This is a genomic window from Corynebacterium tuingiense, from assembly GCF_046718165.1.
Classification (GTDB): domain Bacteria; phylum Actinomycetota; class Actinomycetes; order Mycobacteriales; family Mycobacteriaceae; genus Corynebacterium.
The window spans coordinates 1,697,794-1,718,276 of sequence record NZ_CP177101.1 but is presented as its reverse complement, the minus strand read 5'-3'; the positions used below and the strand labels follow the sequence as shown (position 1 = coordinate 1,718,276).

Genomic DNA, 20,483 nt, shown 5'->3' with positions numbered 1-20,483 from the left:
AATTTCGCAGCGTTTGCTGTGCGCACGGGTAGAAATGTGCCGCCGACACCATGAGGCTGAAAGCAGACAGGGGAGGCCACGGAGCAAGGGCTGCCGGTATTAAGAATCGATGCCAGTGGCAGGCCCACCCAAGTGAGACTTATCCGCAGCCGTGATGCCATCAGTGATGCCATGCAGACTATTCATGGATAGCGAGGATGTGGTCAGGTTGGGAAATAGGCGGTCTCGGGTTTCCTCGGCATGATCGGTGCGGGCCTGGAGTGCAGGTAGCGTCTGGGTGGCGATGAGCTCAGCGTGATGGCTGCAATAGGGAGACTCATCGAGTTTTTCTTCGATGCCGTCTTCATTGGCCAGCTCCAGCAGTTCCCCGATCCGAGCGGCATAGGAAAGCCGGAAGCTACGGCGATAGGACGCGGTGGTCTGTGTCGCGCGTGCAAACTCGGCACCCTCGCTATTGCGCATGTACCAATCGCATTGGCGGTTCAGCGAGGAAAACAGAGCGGCGCAGTGGGCGGCGTCTTCGGGCGCGCCGATGATGCAGGCAAGGCCCTTTTCGTGGATGAGGAGGGTGGTGCATCCATTGGCATTGGCGATGGTGCCTAACAAGGTGACCTGATGCTTGATATATGGCGGGTGAACGTGCACGCGGTGGGAAATGAGGCGGGGCTGGTCCACGGTTAAGAGATCCTCGATGCGGTATTTCTGCTGCAGCGACTGGGCCTTAGAAATAAGCACCTCTGCCTCTTCTGCAAAGGTCGTGGATTCGGCCTTGCGCAATAGCCCCAAGACCTTGTGGCGGATTTTATCCTGCTTGTCGCTAGAGCCATCGGCTTGACTGAGCTCGCCGCCGGCCAAAAGCTCGGTATCGCGCAAACGCGGCAGGTGCACCAGCTCTTTCACGATGGCGCGCAGCTTATCGCGGGGAATGAAATTTTCTTGCGGTGCTTCTAATTGCAGCCACGCTTTGCGCAGCGCGGGTGAGGTGATGCGGGCAGGTACGTGCGGGCTAGCGCGGTAGATGAGGGGATAGGAATAAGCGCCCAGGACGTGGCGTAAATCGTCCGGGGACCACCCGTATTGGGCGGCAGTAACTACGGCATCGATAACGCTGGCAGAAAGTTCATCAACGTGGGAGGTCATACTAGTTTCTTCCTTCAGAAAGCTTGTACAGGTGTTCGCTTGCCCCACTAGCAAAGCACGTGCACGAAGCCGTACCTGCTGCATTAACCCCCGCTTGCTACCCCCTGAATACTCTGCCGACCTGCGAATCTGACCATGTGGAAATTGACTAATGAACTGCACACTGGCTAGCGGTGAGCCGGTAAGGTTTAGGGCATGAATAGCCAACACGAATTCGTCTTACGCACCGTTGAGGAACGCGATATCCGCTTTATCCGCTTGTGGTTTACGGATATCATGGGCGCCCTCAAATCCGTAGTGATGAGCCCCTCCGAACTCGAATCCGCCTTTGAGGAGGGGATTGGCTTTGATGGCTCGTCGGTAGAGGGATTTTCCCGCATCTCTGAATCAGACACCATTGCGCTGCCGGATCCCTCCACCTTCCAAATCCTGCCCTTTGATGACAACGAGCCGGACCTGCAAACGGCGCGCATGTTCTGCGATATTGCGCAGCCAGACGGCCAGCCCTCCGTGGTAGATCCGCGCCATATCCTGCGCCGCCAGGTCACCGAGGCCGCCAATGATGGATTTACCTGCATGGCCTCGCCAGAAATTGAGTTCTACCTGCTGGAGCACAGCAAGGAACTGACAGACCTGGTCCCCACCGATAATGGCGGGTATTTCGACCAAGCGACGCACGATACCGCGCCGCTATTTCGCCGCCGCGCTATGCTGGCGCTGGAATCACTCGGCATCGCCACCGAATTTAGCCACCACGAAACCGCGCCGGGCCAGCAGGAAATCGATCTCCGCCACGCCGACGTGCTGACCATGGCGGATAATATTATGACCTTCCGGCGGGTTATTAAGCAGGTGGCCACGGATTCCAATGTGCGGGCAACGTTTATGCCCAAGCCCTTTGAGGATCTCCCGGGCTCAGGAATGCACACGCACTTTAGCCTGTTTGAAGGCCAGTCCAACGCCTTCCACGATCCGGACGATGAATTTTCGCTCTCGCACACCGCCAAGCAGTTTATTTCCGGGATTTTGGAGCACTCTACGGAGATGAGCCCCATTATCAACCAGTGGCCCAACTCCTATAAGCGGCTGATGTTTGGCAATGAGGCGCCGGGCTCGGTCACGTGGGGCGTGCAGAACCGTTCCGCCCTGGTGCGCGTGCCTACATACCGCCTGACCAAGGAAGAATCGCGCCGGGTGGAAATCCGGTCCATTGATGCCTCCATGAACCCATACCTGGGCTATGCCGTCATCCTTGCCGCAGGGCTGCGGGGCATCCGGGAGGGTTATGAATTAGACGAGCCTGCAGAAGACGATGTCCACCAGCTCACCCACCGGGAACGCCGCGCCATGGGGTATAAGGATCTGCCCTCCAGCATGGATCAGGCCCTGCGCGAGTTTGAAAAGTCCGAATTTATGGCGGAGGTCTTGGGAGAGCATGTCTTCGAGTTCTTCTTGCGCGCCAAATGGGAAGAATGGCGCGATTACCAGCGCCAAATTACTACAGTCGAGCTGCGCAACAACCTGAACTTCTAGGAGAATAATGCGTCCTGCCACGGTGCCTTCGCCGGCGTCGCTGGGCCTTAGCCGGTCCCATGCCGCACAAGACTTAGAACAACTGGGATGGAATACCCCGGAGTCCGTTGACCTTTTATGGACGCTGGCTGCGGTCGGTGATCCAGATTTGGCCCTTAATAACCTCGTGCGCATTTACGAACAGGCCCCGGAGCTCGATGCGGAAATCCGCAGCAATGAGCAAGTGAGGGTGCGCCTCCTCGCCCTCTTGGGTGCGTCGACGGCGTTTGGGGATCACCTTGCCGCCCACCCGGAGCTGTGGGAGGAGCTGAAAAAGCCGCTCCCGGAGCCAGAAGAGATGCTCACCAGCTTGCTTGAAACGGTGGGGGCGCAGCCGGCAACGTTTGCCGCAGAGCTCGATGCTCCGGATCCAGCGAGGGACGATCTCAGCGCGCCGGGTACGTACCGCGCGAGCGAGGGCGAGCATAAAAAGGAGATGCGGACCCAGTACCGCACGCTGATGATGCGGCTTGCCGCGAACGATGTGGCGGGTACCTTCCACTCCCGCAAGGGGCAATCCCGCCCGCAGCCGGAGGTAAGCTTCCGGCAGGTCACCACGCTGACTACGGCGCTTGCCGATGCCGCCCTCACGGCCTCCCTTGCCGTTGCGGTGCGCAAGATCTACGGCGACGATCCGCTCGATGCACAGCTTGCGGTAATGGCGATGGGCAAGTGCGGTGCCGGGGAGCTGAACTATATCTCCGACGTGGACGTCATCTTCGTCGGCAGCGAGGCAACTCCCAAGGCCACCCGGCTCGCCGCGGAGTTTAACCGGATTGGGTCGACGACATTTTTTGATGTCGATGCGAACCTGCGGCCAGAGGGTAAGTCTGGGGCGCTGGTGCGCACGTTGGATTCGCACGTGACCTACTACCGCCGGTGGGCAGAAACCTGGGAATTCCAGGCGCTGCTCAAGGCGCGGGCGATGACCGGTTACCTGCCGCTGGGAGAGGATTACTTGGAGCAAATCCGGCCGATGGTCTGGACGGCCTCGCAGCGCGATTCCTTCGTGGAAGACGTCCAAGCCATGCGCCGGCGCGTATTGGATAATGTGCCGGATGAGCTCAAACATCGCGAGCTCAAGTTGGGCGTCGGTGGGCTGCGCGATATTGAATTCGCGGTGCAATTGCTCCAATTGGTGCACGGGCGTTCCGATGAATCTCTGCGCGCGCTGTCGACAGTGGATGCCCTCGACGCGCTTATCTCCGCCGGCTACGTGGGCCGCGAAGACGGCACGCAGCTCATTGAGGCTTATGAATTCTTGCGCCTTTTAGAACACCGCCTGCAATTGGAGCGCTTCCGCCGCACGCACACGCTGCCGGCAGACGATGATGAAGCGGGCCTGAACTGGCTCGCGGTAATTTCAGGGTTTTCCCCGCAGGGCACTAAGTCTGCAGTGCAGGGCATGCTTGCGCATTTGCGGCGCATCAGAATGCGCATTTCTGAGTTGCACTCGCGCCTGTTTTATCGCCCGCTGCTCAATTCCGTGGTGACCATGTCCGCCGATGAGCTCAAACTTTCGCCGGAGGCGGCAAAGCTGCAGCTTGCGGCATTGGGGTATAGCTCGCCGGTACGTGCCTTCGAGCACCTGACCTCTTTGGCATCCGGTACCTCCCGCAAGGCACGCATTCAAGCCATCTTGCTGCCGACCTTGATGGAATGGCTGGCAGACACCGCCGATCCAGATATGGGGTTGCTCAATTACCGCAAGCTATCTGAGGCCGCCCGGGATAAGTCGTGGTTCCTGCGCATCCTGCGGGATGAGGGGATCGTCGGCCAGCGCTTGATGCATATTCTGGGAACCTCGCCATTTACCGCGGACCTTATCATCAGCGCCCCGGATTCGGTGAAGCAGCTTTCCGATGGCGCGACCGGTCCCAAGTTGCTCGAAACTAAGCCGGAGCAGGTGTCTAAGGCGCTGGTTAATTCCAGCAAGCGCCATGCGCACCCGGATAAGGCGGTGGCGGTCGCGCGCTCGCTGCGCAGGGTGGAGCTGGCGCGCATCGCCAGTGGCGATCTCTTAGGGATTATCCCCGTTGAGCAGGTATGCCAAGAGCTGTCGACTATCTGGAACGCGGTATTGGAAGCCGCCCTCCGCGCGGAGGTACGGGCCTGGCGGAATGACCACGAGGATGCGGAACCGCCGGCGCGCATTGCGGTTATTGGTATGGGCCGGCTCGGTGGCCGTGAGCTTGGGTTCGGCTCCGATGCAGATGTTCTTTTTGTGGCAGAGCCTGAGGCTGCAGACGATGAAGGCGAGGCCATGCGGTGGGCCATCGGGATCGTCGATAAGCTGCGACGCCGCCTTGCCAAGCCCTCTGGGGATCCGCCCTTGGACGTCGACCTGGGCCTGCGCCCGGAAGGGCGATCTGGTGCGGTGGTGCGCAGCATTGCCTCCTACAAGCGCTATTACCGCGAGTGGGGCGAGGCCTGGGAAATGCAGGCGCTGCTGCGCGCGGCCTTCATCGCTGGGGACGAGGAAGTGGGCCAGCGCTTTATGGAGATGATCGATGAATACCGCTACCCGGATAGCGGCGCGAGCCAGTCCACCATTCGCGCCATCCGGCGCATGAAGGCTCGGGTGGATAACGAGCGCTTGCCGCGGGGAGCTGACCGCACCACTCACACGAAGTTGGGGCGCGGCGCCCTGACCGATATTGAGTGGACGGTGCAGCTGCTGATTATGATGCACGGGCACGAACATCCCAAGCTGCGGCAGCCAGGGACCTTGCTGGTATTGGATGCGCTGGAAGAAAGCGGAATATTAAGCGCCGATCAAACCGGTGACCTGCGAGATGCGTGGTTGATGGCAACGGATGCCCGCAATGCGTTGGTGCTGGTGCGCGGCAAGCGCGTGGATCAATTGCCTGGGCCCGGACCGCAACTGGCACAGGTGGCCGGTGCGGCCGGCTGGACGCCGGAGAATAACCAGGATTTCTTAGATACGTACCTGAAATTGACCCGGCACGCGCGCAAGGTGGTCGATGAAGTCTTTTGGGGAGAGGAGGAATCCTTCGAGCATTCTTAAAGTTGCCGCATAACTTGGTCTATGCAGCGCTAATTCCCTTAACTTTTAAAGTATCGGACTCTAAAGTAGGAACAAGTTAGAGAAAGGATCTTTGGTTATGTCATTTCAGCTGCAGCTCGATGTGGACTCCGCCACGGTTGGAGAATTGGCCGCGTTGCTTTCTGCCGCTCGCGCGGCTGGGGTCCGTGATGATGACGTCCTAGAGTTAGATGGCACCACCTTGACCATTGAGGTCTCGGCCCCACAGACGGGCGCGTCCCGCGCCGGGCAGAACGTTGATGCGCCGCATCACCAAGACGACCTTGGCCGCGAGGGCGGCACGGACTCCCGCTCGCGCGGGCGCGGCGACCGCATTGGGGAGGCCACGATCCGCTCGCTCATCGATATCTTGAATGAACGCGGCACTGGCAATTCCTCGCGCGGTAATGGATACGGATTCTTCGGGGGAAGTTCGGATTACCATGGCTAAATCACCGGGAGCCCACCGCAGAAAGCTTATCTACCTCTGGGGCTGTATCGCCGTGGCGGCCTTAATCGCCGTCGTTGTTGGCACGTGGGCAACCAACCGCCATCACCCGCCTAAAGGGACGATGACCGTGGGTGATGCCGTAGCCGGGGGAGTGGTGCAGGAAGAAGCGCCCGCCCAGGTTAATGGTGCAGTGGGAGGCGATGCGTCCTCAGAGGCCAATCGCGTGATGTCGCTGGCGAAGGCGTTGGGGATTCCCTTGGAATCGGTGCCGCGCGATATTACCCAGAATAAATCCGGAAAGTCTGATGTCCGGCAGTATCTAGAGCGCGAGTTAAAGAGCGCCGTGGCCTCTGGTGAGCTGGATGAAGACGATGAAAAGGCCATCATTGGTGCCTTTGAGAAAGGGATTGTCATCCCAGCCAGCGATGGCATCGTGGCTGAAAGCGCCCCGGCGAATTAGACCAGTGCCGTGGCCCCGGATTGCCTGCGAATGGTCCCCGCGAAGTTTCAGGAAACCGGCAGACTGACGGCATGGCCTTAACAGCTCGTCTCCCTAGAGTTATCCCATAACGAAACGGTAACGAATAAAGGTGTGCGTTACCGAGGGAATGGAGGAGACGATGACAATCAAGAATAAGTTATCTACAACCTTGGCGGTGGCCGCAGCCATAGTATTTCCTATTAGCGGGGGATTGGCGATTGCCTTTGCGGTAAATACGGTTCCAGCAGAGACCATTGCCCAAGCCGCAACCGGGGATCCATTAATCCTGCACCTCAAGTCCGCACTCGAGGTAGCAACAGCACTAGCGAAGAGATAGCGTGCATACCCCAACTGTGCACCGCCGCTGCTGCTAAAGTTCCAGGCATGTTGGTTGATGCCATTCGCCTGAAATCCATGCCGCGGGATTATCGCCGCAGCCTGCCTGCCTTCGATTACCTAGCGGATTTGAGGCGCTTTTCCTTTACCCGCCCGGTGACGATTTTCGTCGGCGATAACGGCATAGGAAAATCCAGCCTCTTGGCCGCCATGGCAACGGATCTTGGGTGCTCTCCCAAGGGCGGCCGGATGGGGGATCCGGAAGCAATCTTGCCAGTAAGCCCGGTGGCTTGTGAGTGCACGGAGCTTATCCAGCGCGCCTATTTCCTGCGGGCGGAAACCCACGAATACCTGCTATCGCGCGAGCAATCCCCCGAGGAAACCGGCGGGCGTTCCACCCTGCCCATCCAGGTGGATGTGCAGGCCCGCTCGCACGGCGAGTCCGTCTTCGACGTGCTCTATGAGCGAGTTGACGGCGCTGGGGTCTATATTCTGGATGAACCGGAATCGGGATTGTCCGTCGTCCGGCAATTGGCATTGATTGCGGAAATCGCCCAGGCCGTTGACCGCGGTGCGCAGGTATTTATCGCCACGCATTCACCCATCCTCTTAGGCTGTCCCAATGCCGATATCGTGGAATTAAATGACACCGGCTTCCAGCGCATTTCCTTTGATGAGGCCGAAGCCGTGGCCGCCACTAGGGAGTTCCTCGCGGATCCAGTGGGAACCATCAACTTTATCTTGGACCCAGACGCAGAAGATGTAGAGGCAGCCGACATCACGGTGGACGAGGTCGAAAGGCCTGAATAGACCGCTAGGTTACTTCCACGATCCTCACTGATGGACCCGCGTAGCCGCCGCGCCGGCGCAGGATGTGGGTGATGACGACACCAGCCATGCCGCACAGCCATACGGCGAGGACGGCGAGTGAGGCGGAGGTGAAATCGGGCATGGAGTAATTGGGGGCATCGGCAGAGTGGTCCAAGACCATGCCGAATAATTGCGCGCCCAACATGCCGGAGGTAAACCCGCCCATATTGCCCAAGCCGGTGGCGGTAGCGACGACAGAGCGGTCCATGTTCTCGCGGATGATGTCGAAGCCATAATTTGACGTCGGCGTGCACAGCGCCAGGATAAAGGAGACCACGGTGATGGCCGCCAGACCCCCGCCGGTGCCGAAGGCGAAGAATAGTACCCAGGTCAGTACGTGCAGGCTTACGAACCCGAGCGCGACCCAGGGGCGGATATTCTGCGCGCGGGAGGAAATCCGGCCGTGCAGTGGACCGACAAGAACCAAAAATACGGCCAAGAGGGTGAGCACGAGGCTGGCCTTGCCCTTGGATAGCTCCATGCCTTGGGTCATCATGGGCATGCCCCACAGCATGACAAAGACAATCAGCGGCAACATGCCGCTGTAGTGAATAAAGTATGCTTGCCAGGCGATGGGCGAGGTAAAGACCGCCTTTAAGCGGGCACCGATGCTGCTGCCCTGGGAATTGGGCGGTTCTTTTTCTAAAGGAATAACCCCGAGCTTTTCTGGGGAGTCAGCGACCGCGACGGCGGCGGCAATGGCAACGAGGATGCCTACTGCGCCCAAGGTCACGAATGCCGCGGTCCATCCCGCAGTTCCTAGCAACCAGAGGAAGGGGACGGCGGAAATGAATTGGCCCATCTGGCCAATGGAGGAAGTCACCTGGGTAAACATCGGTGTGCGGTGCAGCGGGAACCAGTAGGGCAGGATGCGCATCACCGATAAGAAGCCCGTGGCATCGCCGGCGCCGATGAGCACGCGTGCGAAGATAGCTACCCCGTAATTGCTGGTAAAGCCGAGTATGACTTGGCCAACGCCCATAATGACCGCGCCCACGACGAGCAGGATGCGGGGGCCAAATTTATCGATCAGCATGCCGGTGGGGATTTGCGCGATGGCATAAACGCCCAATTGCACGGAGGTAAATACCGCGATGCGCCCGGCATCGACGTCGAAGCGCTCGATGGCATCGAGGCCGGCGACGCCGAAGGAAGACCGCCCGGTAATGGCTACGAGGTAGACCGCCATTGCCGCGATCCAAATCATTAACGCCTGGGTTGTGATAACTTCTCTGGGATTTGGCTGCGACATGGCTGATACCTTACGCGTTAACTACTAGGATTCATCTTGTGAAGTATATTTCGACCCGTGATACCACCGGCCAGCCCGCATCCTTTACGGATATCCTTTTAGGAGGGCTCGCGCCCGATGGTGGCCTTTACCTGCCTGAAACCTACCCGCAACTAGATTCCGCCACGTTGGATGCGTGGCGCGATGTGGTGAAAACCAACGGCTATGCCGCCCTTGCGGCCGAGGTCATCAAGCTGTTTATCGATGATATTCCAGAGGAAGATCTGGATAAAATCGCAGCCCGGGCATATACCAGCCCGAAGTTTGCCTCCCCAGAGATCGTGCCGGTCACTGAGCTTGGCGATGCCCTCTTTATCGGCCACCTGTCCGAGGGCCCCACCGCTGCATTTAAAGATATGGCCATGCAGCTTTTGGGCGAGCTTTTTGAATACGAGCTCGCTCGCCGCGGGGAGACGCTAAATATTTTGGGCGCTACCTCCGGCGATACCGGCTCTTCTGCTGAGTACGCCATGCGCGGGCGCGACGGCATCCGCGTGTTCATGTTGACCCCGGCTGGGCGCATGACCGCCTTCCAGCAGGCGCAAATGTTTGGCCTGGATGATCCGAATATCTTCAATATCGCCCTCGACGGTGTCTTTGATGATTGCCAGGACGTGGTAAAGGCCGTCTCCAGCGATGCGGAATTTAAGGCCAACTACCGCATCGGCGCGGTCAACTCCATTAACTGGGCCCGCCTGTTGGCCCAGGTGGTTTACTATATTTCCTGCTGGATCAAGGTCACCGATAATAACGAGCAAAAGGTGTCCTTTAGCGTTCCTACCGGTAACTTCGGCGATATCTGCGCCGGGCATATCGCGCGCAGCATGGGTCTTCCCATCGATCGCCTCATCGTGGCGACGAACGAGAATAATGTATTGGATGAGTTCTTCCGCACCGGCAACTACCGCCCGCGGCCAGCCGCGGAAACCATGGCCACCTCATCGCCGTCTATGGATATTTCCCGCGCCTCCAACTTCGAGCGCTTCGCCTTCGATCTTTTAGGACGCGATGCCTCCCGCGTTGCGGATCTCTTTGGCACAAAGGTCAAAGAAGGCGGGTTTAACCTTGAAGAAGATCTCATTACGGCCGCGCGTGAAGACTACGGTTTCTTGTCCGGTTCCTCCACCCATGAAGACCGCCTCGCCACCATCAAGGACGTGAACGAGCGTTATGGTTACCTGGCGGATCCGCACACGGCCGATGGCATCAAGGTGGCGCGTGCGGCCCAAAAAGAGGGCGTGACGACGCCTATCGTCTGCTTGGAGACGGCACTGCCGGTAAAATTCAGCGAAACCATCACCGAGGCCATCGGGAGCGCGCCGCAGCCACCGGAGCGGTTTGCTGACATCTTGAACGCGGAGCGCCACGTGACGGATCTGCCCAACGATGCCGCAGCGGTCAAGGACTTTATTACCTCAAGCATCAAGAACACGGAGGTGTAGCCACCACATGGCATTAGAAAACTTCGCCGGACCGGAGCACTATACCGAATTTGATCCGGAAAAATTCATCCGCGACTTAAAAGCACAAGCAGAGGCGGATAAGGAAGAACAGGACAAGGACTCTGCAGGTGACGCGGGTACGGATAGCCAGTAGCCTGCTGGCAGCAGCAGGGCTGTTTACGGTGGCATCGTGTAGCACCGATGCCACCCAGCAGCAGGATGGGGTGGTTGCGCAATCCACCGACACGTCACCGTCGGCGCCGCCGAATGAATTTTATGAGCCCGCGGTGGTGCCGGTACCCCCAGGCGCCGCGCTGAATTTAACCACGAGTGACCCGCAGCCGGGCGAGTACTTTAACTTCCAGTCCTGCACCGCGGCGTGGTCCTTCGCGCTTGCCGATGGCCGCACCATCGCCGTGACAGCCTCCCATTGCGGCAAACCTGGCGATAAGGTCTGGGCCGGAACCGAAGAGGGCGATTTTGTATACCCAGCCGATCCGGTAGGCGAGGTGATTTATTCGGATTTCTTTGCCGAGGAGACCAACCACTTGGACGTTGCCTTCATCGAGCTGTACCGCGACGCGGACTACTTCACCCCAGGCGAGGTAGCCACCACCGTAGCGACGCAGCTGGACAAGCTGCCGGATGCGGTATGCAAGCTGGGCAGTTCCACCATTGTGACCTGTGGGAACGTGAAAAACGCGGTGGATTCCACACAACTGAATTACCAGGGTCTAGAACATGATTCCAATGCGGCCCTGGCGGAGATGTGCAGCGCGGTCGGGGATTCCGGCGGGCCCGTCTACGGCGATGTAGACGGCCGGCAGACCATCGTGGGGCTGGTCTCTGGAATCACCGAGCCCTTGGACGAGGGGCATAGCTGTGAAGACACGCAACAAAACATCGACGTGGCCTTTACCACCGCACCGGATATCCAGGAACTGGCGCTGAAGGTCCTCGGCCCCGTGGCATAAGACCAGCCAAGATTGGCTACGCTAGGTGGTATGCCAACGCCCGATTATATTGTGAAGCTGCGCGAATCCATCGGCCACGATCAGATCTTCGTCCCCGCGTGCAGCGCCATCATTCTCCGCGATGTACCAACCGGTGCGGCCCTGTGGGAGGTGCCGTCCGTACTTCTGGTCAAGCGCGCGGATAATGCCGTGTGGACCCCTGTGGAAGGCATTTGTGAGCCTGGCGAGGAGATTACGACCACCGCCTTGCGCGAGGTCAAGGAAGAGGTAGGCCTCGATGCCAAGGTGGAAGCGCTCCTTGGCGTTGGCCAGTCCGGCCCAGTGACCTATCCTAATGGCGATGAATGCATGTTCATGGGCACCGCGCTGCGCCTATCTGTCGCCGACGGCGCTGAGCCCGTCATTAGCGATGAAGAAAACACCGAAGCGCAGTGGTTCTCGGTGGCCCACCTTCCGGATAGCTTGTCGCGCCGCCATCGCCTGATAGTCGCGGATGCCGTGGCGCACCTCAAGCACCCGCAGGGGTTTTCTCCCCGCATGGGCTGGATGAAGCGCAGCGAGCAGCCCGGGCTCTAGCGCGTTTCCTCCGCGCCGATGAGTAGTTGCTTGAGCTCATCCGCGCTCTTCGCTACGACCAGCTCTTGAGCGATACATTCTTGAGCCTCCGCCGCGTCTTTATCGGATCCGCAGCAGATGACCGTGGCACCGATAGTCATCAGCAGCTTTCCCCGCCGCGCGAGCTCAAAAAATAGCTCGCAATCTTCTGGCCCCCATTCCCAGGCGGTGCCATAGAAATCCTGGGCGCCATCGCCAAGCCAGGAGGTTTCAAGAACCAGGCCTGCTCGGCACAAAAAGACCCCGTCGCGCCGCAGACCGGCGAGCACTTCCCTCACCCCGGTAAGGTCCGCAGCATCCCAGGCGATGAAGGTAATAGGCGAAGAGCTCATAGCCCGATGATAGACGAGGAAAGACACCTCCTAGTGAGTCAGTTCTTTGCGCGTGCGGCCCTCCCAGAGCCAGCCTAAGAAACGCGCCGAGCACAGGCACCAGTGCGCGATAAGGAGCAGGGGAATGCTCAGCGCGACAACATCAAGCCATTCTGAACCATTGACCAATGCTGTCTGGTGCCCGCCCATGCTCACGGTGCCAGGCGGGAAGGTGCAGGCCCACCACGCAGGGGAGTAGGGAACCCAGCGCGCTGCTTGCGGATAGAAAGTCACCATCGCATAAAGCGATAGCGGGATGGCAATAGCAAGGGCAATAAGACCGTAGTACACGGAGATACTGCCGGGGTAGAGGATCTGCATTGCGGTGGTAGATTGCCCAACCACGCCTAGCGGCACCCACGCGGTGGCGGATTTACCACCACTAAAATCCACCGTGCCGTGCCAGGCCGCCCAGTAGACGTAGGCAAATACCGGGACTGCCGTCAGCAAGGACATGGCGAAGAGCGCGGTGCCCATGATGTGGTAGATCTGCCCATAATCGCGGGCCAGCCACCCGGCTACCGATGCCGAAATCATCGGCCCTACTAAGGGAAGGCCCCAGGTAAAGCGCGGCTGTCCATCGAAGCGGGTGAGCTGAATGCCCCACGTGATAACGGTGACGGGGCCACCGATCCAAAAGCCGACGAGGCGGAATACTCCAATGCCCGTCAACCCGGATAGTGCCGCCCCAAGCGCGAGGACGCCGATGAAAAACATGGACCATTCCGCCATGGTGGTCCGCTCAAACCGCGGACTGCGGTAGCGGGCGTAACCGGCAGTCAGCACGACGAAGATGGCGCATGCGAGTGCCGCAAATACACCTGCGGCAACGAGCATGTCTTCTTCAACCAACATGCGCGAGACGATGGAGGTGCCCATGAGGCTGCCGGCCCATGCAGGACCAGGAGGGGGAAGTTGGCGGAATTTATCAGTCACTACCTAGATTCTAATTTCATCTAGAGCTTCTTACTTAGACTGAGCCGCTTTTAATTTGGTGAAAACCCTCATGCGTGCGCTGGAGAGCGTCCATCCTCAAAGTGGGCAGCGATTATGGCGAAGCTCTCGGATATACCTAGCAGTGCCACCGCAAGCAAAAGAAAGCAGCCACCTAAGCATTGGTTAGGTGGCTGCTTTGTAGAAAATGCAAGCTGAGAACTTGCAGTGACGGCTTAGCAGTCGAAGTAGAGCTCGAACTCCTGCGGGGTAGGACGCAGGCGCGCTGGGTTGATCTCGTTTTCGTACTTGTAGTTGATGTAGGTCTCGAGGAGATCCTCGGTAAAGACATCACCCTCGGTCAGGAAGTCCATGTCTTCCTTCAACGCCTCTAGGGAAGCCTCCAGGGAGGTTGGTGCCTGCGGGATGGACTCGGCCTCTGCTGGCGGCAGCTCGTAGAGGTCCTTATCCACTGGGGCGTGCGGCTCGATGCGGTTCTTCACGCCATCCACACCGGCCATCATCATGGCGGCAAAGGCCAGGTATGGGTTGCTGGATGGGTCCGGTGCGCGGAACTCGATGCGCTTAGCCTTCGGGTTGGAACCAGTAATCGGGATGCGGATCGCGGCCGAACGGTTGCGCTGGGAGTACACCAGGTTGATCGGCGCCTCGAAGCCAGGAACCAAGCGGTGGTAGGAATTCAGCGTTGGGTTGGTAAAGGCGAGCACGGCGCCGGCGTGGTGCAGGATACCGCCGATGAAGTAGCGGGCGATATCGGAAAGCCCTGCGTAGCCAGCCTCATCGTGGAAGAGTGGCTCGCCGTCCTTCCACAGGGACATGTGGGCGTGCATGCCGGAACCATTATCGCCAGCCAGCGGCTTAGGCATGAAGGTCGCGGCCTTGCCCCACTCCTGGGCGGTGCGCTTGACCACGTACTTGAAGGTCTGGATGTCATCGCCGGCGTGCAGCAAGGAGTTGAAGCGGTAGTTGATCTCGTTTTGAGCCGCGCCCACCTCGTGGTGGAAGCGCTCGATCTGGAAGCCGACCTCTTGCAGGTTGGCCACGATGTCATCGCGGACCTCGCTGTGCTTATCGTACGGCGGGGTGGGGAAGTAGCCACCTTTTACGCGGGTCTTGTATCCGGTATTGGGAGTGCCGTCCAGGTTGGTCTCGTTATCGCGGTTCCACCAGCCTTCATTGGAGTCCACCTCATAGAAACCGTGCTGCATATCGGTGCCATAGCGCACGGAATCGAAGAGGTAGAACTCGGCCTCGGCGCCGAAGTTACAGGTATCGGCGATGCCCGTGGACTGCAAGTATTCCTCGGCCTTGCGGGCAATATTGCGCGAGTCACGGGTAAAAGGCTCAAAGGTAAAGGGATCGTGGACGAAGAACTTGATATTCAGGGTCTTCGCCGAACGGAAGGGATCGATATGCGCGGTGGCCGGATCCGGCAGCAGCGTCATATCGGATTCTTCGATGGTGGTAAAACCACGAATGGAAGAACCATCAAAGGCCAAGCCATTTTCGGCATCTTCTTCAGTAAATTCGCTGGCAGGGATGGAAAAGTGGTGCTCGGTGCCGGGGACGTCCGTAAAGCGGACATCCACGAACTTTACGTCCTCATCCTGAATAAATTGGACGATGTCCTGCACTGTCTCGAAAGACAAGATTGCCTCCTGTTTGTTGGCCGATGAATTATCTGCCTATAGCCTACTAGTTTTATCTACCCGGCATGGCCATTGGCCTCGTTTCACTTCTGGGTGAGGGGCAACTAAATTGGTGAGCATGGCAGACAAGCGCACGTGGCTCGATGGGCCCAATATTCCGGGCGAATATGACGATGCAGGAACCCCCGGCCGGTGGCCAGGTGAAAACTTGGGCTTGCCGGAATCTGGGCCTGGGTCCATGGCGTCGGTAGGCCGCCGCGCAGGCGCCGTAGCCATTGACTGGATCATTTGCATGCTGCTGGCCAATCTCATCCACATGTTCACCACGCAGCTCGGAGGCGTATCCTTTTTAGGCTACGCGCTCTGGGCGTTAATGGGCATCGTGTGCGGCTGGCTATTCGCACGCACCCCGGGCATGCTCATCCTCGGCATGGGCGTGGCCCGCCTAGATGTGCCTGGCGCGCAGGTGGGCCTGTGGCGCGCGGCAGTGCGCACGTTGCTTACCGGCGTCATCTTTCCCGCCGCCATGGTGGACGCGGACGGCCGCGGCATGCACGACCGCGCAACTGGCACCATCGTTATTAACTCTTAGCAGTGCGCAGGGATAAGACCTGCGCACGGTATAGTCAGGAAAACCACGACAGTCCCTGCAACCTTTCCCAATCGGGTGGTTGCAGGGACTGTTTCTGCTTAAGAGCAAGGCGAGAGCCGAAAGCCTAGCCGGGGTGAGTGGCTAAAGCAGTATTTAGCCCTTGCCTTTGCGCTGTTGCGCGCGGCGCATGCGGCGGTTCATACCGGACATGTTCTGCGCCTGTTGCGGCATTGGGCCCTTAGGCATGCCGGGCATTGTTCCCGGCATGGAGTCCATGGCCTCAATGCGGCGGATATTTTCGTAGGTAGCGTTCTTATTGTAGTTGCGCGGCAGCTTCATGAGGTGGTTGCGCAGCTTGGAAACCGGCACCTCGTCCTCGCCGGTGCCGACGTAGACCTCATAGACCGGCACGCCGCCGGCAATCTTGTCCACGCGTTTCTTTAGCTGGTTAAGGGAGGGGCGAAGGCGGTTCTTATTGCCCTCGCACACGAAGATGACGCCCGCATTACCGATGACCCTGTGGATAAGGTCCTGCTGGCGGGTAGCGGCGATGCCAGATTTTACGGACCATACGATGCCGACGGTATTGCGCAGCTGCTGCTCCAAGGCCCAACCGGCGGCGCCGGGTTGGTCTTCGACGCGCTTGTACATATCGCGTTCTAGGCGGCGGGTAAAAAGGAACATCGCCAAAAGCGCGCCCAAGCCCAGGCCGATAATCAGCATGAACCATTGACCGTTAAAGAGCGTACCAATGAGGAAGAACAAAAGGCCGACGCCGAGGAAGGCGGCCAGCATGATAGGAATGAGCGCCTTATCCTGCTTGCGTTGCAAATTGAAGGCCTGCCACAACTGTGACCAGGTTTGCTTACGCTTTTGGCGCTTGGCCGCGCGTTCTTGCTTCTTGGCAGCTTTCATGGCTGCTTTGTCATCTTTCGCCATAGTTCCTACTTTAAGGGTCAGGTGACAAAAATGGTAAACGGCCCCCGCAGATGGCGAGGGCCGAGTAAGAATATTCCGGGATTTTAGCGCACGGTTGCCGCGACCGAATTAGCATTGGCCGGAGTCTTGGCCATGCGGGTGGTTACCGGGGTTTCTTCCGAAGGACCGTACTTATCCAGCAAGGTGGATGCCTCTTGAGCGGTAGCGCCCTGGGAGGTCTCCTTAAGGTGCTTGAGGTTCTCCGGCAGCTCCAGGCCGCGCTTTTCCATGGCCTGCACGTACAGGCGGCCGGCGCGGTAGGAAGAGCGAACCAGCGGGCCGGACATGACGCCGCCGAAGCCCAGTTCCTTAGCCAGCTTGGAGTGAGCCACGAATTCCTCCGGGCGCACCCAGCGCTCGATGGGGTGGAAGCGCGGGCCGGGGCGCAGGTACTGGGTGATGGTGATGATGTCGCAGCCAGCCTCGCGCAGGTCGCGCAATGCTTCCTCGACCTCGTCCTCGGTCTCGCCCATGCCCAAAATCAGGTTGGACTTGGTAATAAGGCCGTAGTCGTGGGCCTGGCGGATAACATCGAGGGAGCGCTCGTAGCGGAAGGCCGGGCGGATGCGCTTGAAGATGCGCGGCACGGTCTCCAGGTTGTGGGCGAAGACCTCGGGCTGCGCCTCGAAGACCTCTTCGAGCAGGTCCGGCTTGCCAGAGAAATCTGGGGTGAGGTTCTCTACGCCGGTGTGCGGGTTGAGCTCGTGGATCTTGCGCACGATCTCCGCATACAGCCATGCGCCCTCATCCGGGAGGTCATCGCGGGTCACACCGGTAATGGTGGTGTAGTTGAGGTCCATTTCCTGGATGTTTTCGGCCACGCGGCGCGGCTCGTCGCGGTCGAGCGGCTCCGGCTTGCCGGTAGCGATATCGCAGAAGTCGCAACGGCGCGTGCACTTATCGCCGCCGATGAGGAAGGTTGCCTCGCGGGATTCCCAGCATTCGTGGATATTCGGACACCCGGCTTCTTGGCAGACGGTGTGCAGGGAAGCGCCGGCCACGCGGGATTTCATGTCCTCGTAGCCCGGTCCGGTGCGAACCTGGTTGCGGATCCACCGCGGCTTTTGTTCGATGGGCGACTCCGCATTTTTCTTCTCAATGCGGAGCATCTTGCGTCCTTCAGGCTTTACAGTCACAAATACTCACTTTATCGATCAAAGATGGTGATGGCTAATAGCTCTTCTTGGTATAAGGCGCGCGGGCGCACAACTATTCCACGCTAGCCCCAAACTAGGGCCATGGGGGCTTAAGCCTGCGCTTGCCGACGCCGCTTTCGCGCCTTCTCATTCGCAAGCTTTGTGGGATCGGGTGCGGAACCGAAACTGTGATCGGCAACGATGAGGCGGCCCGAGAGGGCATCATCAAGCGCCTGCAAGAGTGGCTGTGCGGCCTCTTCCATCGTGACCTCGCGGCCGAGTTCCAGCGAGAGCGTGGTGATATCTGCATCATCGATGCCACAGGCCACGATGTGATCGTAATACTCCAGCGTATTGCTGCAGTTGAGTGCCAAGCCGTGCATGGTAACCCCGCGGGTGATGCGGATTCCCAGCGCGGCGATCTTGCGATCGCGCTGCGAGGCTGAAGGATCTTTTGCCTGGGTGGTAGAAGGCACCCACACCCCGGAGCGGCCGTCGATGCGACCTGCGGTCGTCACGCCCAACTCCCGTACGGCCTGGATGGTGGCCTCCTCGAGGCGGCGGACATAGTCGACGACATCGACAGGCTCTGCCAGCTTGATGATGGGGTAGAGCACCAACTGCCCTTCGCCGTGCCAGGTAATGCGCCCACCGCGGTCCACGGTGATGACCGGCAGATCGTTATCCGGCATGTCCTCAGGCTGCGTGCGCTTGCCCGCGGTGTAGATATTGGGGTGTTCGACTACTAAGACCACATCGTCCTGCGTGCCCTGCGCGCGCGCAGCCGCCACTTCCGCCTGATAATCCCACGCCTCTTGGTAATCCATGCGGCCCAAATGGCGTATTTCAAGGGGGTTGTCCGAGGCGCGAATGGAGCGTTCAGCGGGAAAGAAAGGATCGCGTGGTGCAGTCATAATCTCTAGTGTCGTCTTCTTTGGTAGGGAAAAGCAAAGCGAGGAAAAGTAAAGCGGGAGAATGCCATAGCATCCTCCCGCCAATTTTATGCTCGAGGGGGTCTCGAATTAGACGCCTTTAGTCGAGGCCGTTCGCGGAGGCGTATTCCTCTGCCTCCATGAGCTCGCCTGCTTCATCCACCTCGACTTCGATGAGCCAGCCTTCGCCGAAGGGGTCGTTGTTGATGACGGCGTAGTCATCGTGTACGGCATCGTTGACGGCCTTCACGGTGCCGGTGACCGGGGAAAACAGGTCGGATACGGACTTGGTGGATTCGACCTCGCCACAAGAATCACCGGCGGTGACGGTATCGCCTACCTCTGGCAGTTCTGCAAAGACGACCTCGCCCAGGCGGTCTGCGGCAACGGAGGTGATGCCGATGCGAACGGTCTTGCCTTCTACGGCGTCCTTGGCGGCGTTAATCCATTCGTGGTCTTCGGAGTAGGAAAAGTCTTGGGGCAGGTTAGACATGGTATGTAGTCCTTTCGGGCTGAGATTTTAGGGTGTGTGGGTGGCTTACTTGTCGCGCTTGTAGAACGGCAACGCGGTTACCTCAAAAGGATAACGTTTGCCGCGGATTTCTACCTCCACCGCGGTGCCCGGTTCGAGCTCCGCGCTGGTATCAAGCAGCGCAATGGCCACTGGGTGGCCAAGCGTGGGGGAGGGCTGACCCGAGGTGACGGTGCCGACCTTGGTGTCATTGAGGTAGACCTCGGCGCCGGCGCGCGCAGCGCGGCGCTGATCCGAGGTGAGCCCGGAGATAACCACCTGTGGGCCGTCCTCGGCGCGCTTGCGGATGACATCTGCGCCTACGAAGTCCGCTTCCTTCTTGGCAAAGGCGCGCGACATGCCCGCCTCTACCGGGGTGATATCGCGGGAGAGCTCGTTGCCGTAGAGCGGCATGCCAGCCTCCAAGCGCAGGGAATCGCGCGCAGCCAAGCCGCACGGCTTGATGTCGTATTCCGCGCCCGCCTTGAGCAATTCTTCCCACAACTGCGGGGCATCGGAGTTATAGACGATGAGCTCGAAGCCATCCTCGCCGGTATAACCGGTGCGCGCGATGATGGCGAAGGTGCGCGCCACCTTGCCCATCGTGGCGGCGTAGTAGCCCAGTTCGTAGACGGCTTCTTGCTTATTGTCCTCTACCAGCGGGACGAGGATCTCGGCGGCCTTGGGACCCTGCACGGCGATCATAGCGACGTCGCGGGACTCGTTCTTGAGCTCGACGTCGAAGCCCTCGGAGCGCTTATTGAGCTCGTCCCAGACGGTATCGGCATTGCCGGCATTGGGCACGACGAGGAACTTGTCCTCCTCGAACCGGTAAGAAATCAGATCATCGATGATGCCGCCGTCTTCAGCGGTGATCATGGAGTACTTGGCCTTGCCCACCTTGAGCGAATCCAGGTTAGAGATGAAGGAGTAGGACAAGAACTTGCCGGCGTCGGGTCCATTGACCCAGATTTCTCCCATGTGGGAGAGATCGAACAGGCCTGCGCTGTTACGAACGGCGTGGTGTTCTTCCAGCTCGCTGTTGTACTTCAGCGGCATATTCCACGGCCCAAAAGCAGTGAAGGTAGCGCCGAGTTCCTCGTGCTTGGCATTGAGCGGGGAGGTTAGAAGTTCGGTCATTG

The 20,483-nt window shown here is 59.3% G+C and carries 21 protein-coding genes; 11 read left to right on the top strand and 10 right to left on the bottom strand.

Features of this window, described 5'->3' with window-relative positions:
• Nucleotides 1–99: 99 nt before the first annotated feature.
• Entirely contained in the window at nt 100–1,140 is a 1,041-nt protein-coding gene (locus ACLI1T_RS08175; RefSeq protein ID WP_284869821.1) for a DUF2786 domain-containing protein, read from the bottom strand.
• A 195-nt stretch (nt 1,141–1,335) separates the two neighbouring features.
• Here ACLI1T_RS08175 and ACLI1T_RS08170 point away from each other — a divergent pair, with 195 nt between their 5' ends.
• The 6 genes from ACLI1T_RS08170 to ACLI1T_RS08145 all read left to right on the top strand — a co-directional run bounded on the left by ACLI1T_RS08170 (nt 1,336) and on the right by ACLI1T_RS08145 (nt 7,836).
• Complete coding sequence (locus ACLI1T_RS08170; RefSeq protein WP_284869822.1) at nt 1,336–2,673, top strand: glutamine synthetase family protein; 1,338 nt, start codon at nt 1,336–1,338, stop codon at nt 2,671–2,673.
• Between the two features lie 7 nt (nt 2,674–2,680).
• Complete coding sequence (locus tag ACLI1T_RS08165) at nt 2,681–5,740, top strand: bifunctional [glutamine synthetase] adenylyltransferase/[glutamine synthetase]-adenylyl-L-tyrosine phosphorylase (protein WP_411702380.1); 3,060 nt, start codon at nt 2,681–2,683, stop codon at nt 5,738–5,740.
• 97 nt (nt 5,741–5,837) lie between these two features.
• Nucleotides 5,838–6,209: a hypothetical protein gene (locus ACLI1T_RS08160; RefSeq protein ID WP_284869824.1), complete on the top strand. Its 372-nt coding sequence runs from the start codon at nt 5,838–5,840 to the stop codon at nt 6,207–6,209.
• Nucleotides 6,202–6,669 (top strand): hypothetical protein, encoded by a 468-nt coding sequence (locus tag ACLI1T_RS08155; protein ID WP_411702379.1) that lies wholly within the window; start codon nt 6,202–6,204, stop codon nt 6,667–6,669. Before ACLI1T_RS08160 ends, ACLI1T_RS08155 begins: the two co-directional genes overlap by 8 nt.
• 160 nt (nt 6,670–6,829) lie before the next feature.
• Entirely contained in the window at nt 6,830–7,027 is a 198-nt protein-coding gene (locus tag ACLI1T_RS08150) for a hypothetical protein (protein ID WP_411702378.1), read from the top strand.
• Nucleotides 7,028–7,074: 47 nt separating this feature from the next.
• Nucleotides 7,075–7,836: an AAA family ATPase gene (locus ACLI1T_RS08145; RefSeq protein WP_411702377.1), complete on the top strand. Its 762-nt coding sequence runs from the start codon at nt 7,075–7,077 to the stop codon at nt 7,834–7,836.
• Nucleotides 7,837–7,840: 4 nt separating this feature from the next.
• Here ACLI1T_RS08145 and ACLI1T_RS08140 read toward each other — a convergent pair whose 3' ends face one another.
• Nucleotides 7,841–9,148 carry an MFS transporter gene (locus ACLI1T_RS08140; protein ID WP_411702376.1) on the bottom strand — a complete coding sequence of 436 codons (1,308 nt, stop codon included), beginning with the start codon at nt 9,146–9,148 and terminating at the stop codon, nt 7,841–7,843.
• A 38-nt stretch (nt 9,149–9,186) separates the two neighbouring features.
• Here ACLI1T_RS08140 and thrC point away from each other — a divergent pair, with 38 nt between their 5' ends.
• Genes thrC through ACLI1T_RS08120 form a run of 4 tightly spaced genes read left to right on the top strand, consistent with a single transcriptional unit; the run spans nt 9,187 to nt 12,179 of the window.
• On the top strand, nt 9,187–10,629 hold the full coding sequence (gene thrC / locus ACLI1T_RS08135; RefSeq protein ID WP_411702375.1) for a threonine synthase: 1,443 nt from the start codon (nt 9,187–9,189) through the stop codon (nt 10,627–10,629).
• A gap of 7 nt (nt 10,630–10,636) precedes the next feature.
• Nucleotides 10,637–10,783: a hypothetical protein gene (locus tag ACLI1T_RS08130; protein ID WP_005278279.1), complete on the top strand. Its 147-nt coding sequence runs from the start codon at nt 10,637–10,639 to the stop codon at nt 10,781–10,783.
• A complete protein-coding gene (locus ACLI1T_RS08125) occupies nt 10,758–11,603 on the top strand; it encodes a trypsin-like serine protease (RefSeq protein ID WP_411702374.1) in 846 nt (281 codons plus the stop codon). The genes ACLI1T_RS08130 and ACLI1T_RS08125 overlap by 26 nt, the downstream gene beginning before the upstream one ends.
• Nucleotides 11,604–11,633: 30 nt before the next feature.
• Nucleotides 11,634–12,179, top strand: a complete 546-nt coding sequence (locus ACLI1T_RS08120; protein ID WP_411702373.1) for an NUDIX hydrolase — start codon at nt 11,634–11,636, stop codon at nt 12,177–12,179.
• Here the strand turns inward: ACLI1T_RS08120 and ACLI1T_RS08115 are convergent.
• The 3 genes from ACLI1T_RS08115 to glnA all read right to left on the bottom strand — a co-directional run bounded on the left by ACLI1T_RS08115 (nt 12,176) and on the right by glnA (nt 15,192).
• Nucleotides 12,176–12,550, bottom strand: coding sequence for a hypothetical protein (locus tag ACLI1T_RS08115; RefSeq protein WP_411702372.1), 375 nt, complete (start codon nt 12,548–12,550; stop codon nt 12,176–12,178). The genes ACLI1T_RS08120 and ACLI1T_RS08115 overlap by 4 nt on opposite strands.
• A gap of 30 nt (nt 12,551–12,580) precedes the next feature.
• Nucleotides 12,581–13,525, bottom strand: coding sequence for a TDT family transporter (locus tag ACLI1T_RS08110; RefSeq protein WP_349868336.1), 945 nt, complete (start codon nt 13,523–13,525; stop codon nt 12,581–12,583).
• 233 nt (nt 13,526–13,758) lie between these two features.
• Nucleotides 13,759–15,192 (bottom strand): type I glutamate--ammonia ligase, encoded by a 1,434-nt coding sequence (glnA, locus tag ACLI1T_RS08105; protein WP_023023166.1) that lies wholly within the window; start codon nt 15,190–15,192, stop codon nt 13,759–13,761.
• Between the two features lie 118 nt (nt 15,193–15,310).
• On the opposite strand from glnA, the gene ACLI1T_RS08100 reads away from it, so the two are divergent.
• The gene (locus tag ACLI1T_RS08100) at nt 15,311–15,784 is read left to right on the top strand and encodes an RDD family protein (RefSeq protein ID WP_023023164.1); all 474 of its coding nucleotides are present in this window, start codon (nt 15,311–15,313) and stop codon (nt 15,782–15,784) included.
• Between the two features lie 153 nt (nt 15,785–15,937).
• Here ACLI1T_RS08100 and ACLI1T_RS08095 read toward each other — a convergent pair whose 3' ends face one another.
• From ACLI1T_RS08095 to gcvT, 5 genes are all read right to left on the bottom strand, one after another.
• Nucleotides 15,938–16,723 (bottom strand): DUF4191 domain-containing protein, encoded by a 786-nt coding sequence (locus tag ACLI1T_RS08095; protein WP_023023162.1) that lies wholly within the window; start codon nt 16,721–16,723, stop codon nt 15,938–15,940.
• 83 nt (nt 16,724–16,806) lie between these two features.
• Complete coding sequence (lipA, locus tag ACLI1T_RS08090) at nt 16,807–17,871, bottom strand: lipoyl synthase (protein WP_023023160.1); 1,065 nt, start codon at nt 17,869–17,871, stop codon at nt 16,807–16,809.
• Between the two features lie 137 nt (nt 17,872–18,008).
• Nucleotides 18,009–18,812 carry a lipoyl(octanoyl) transferase LipB gene (gene lipB / locus ACLI1T_RS08085; protein WP_023023157.1) on the bottom strand — a complete coding sequence of 268 codons (804 nt, stop codon included), beginning with the start codon at nt 18,810–18,812 and terminating at the stop codon, nt 18,009–18,011.
• 118 nt (nt 18,813–18,930) lie between these two features.
• Nucleotides 18,931–19,323 (bottom strand): glycine cleavage system protein GcvH, encoded by a 393-nt coding sequence (gene gcvH, locus ACLI1T_RS08080; protein ID WP_023023155.1) that lies wholly within the window; start codon nt 19,321–19,323, stop codon nt 18,931–18,933.
• A 45-nt stretch (nt 19,324–19,368) separates the two neighbouring features.
• Nucleotides 19,369–20,481 (bottom strand): glycine cleavage system aminomethyltransferase GcvT, encoded by a 1,113-nt coding sequence (gcvT, locus tag ACLI1T_RS08075; protein WP_349864250.1) that lies wholly within the window; start codon nt 20,479–20,481, stop codon nt 19,369–19,371.
• Nucleotides 20,482–20,483 lie beyond the last annotated feature (2 nt).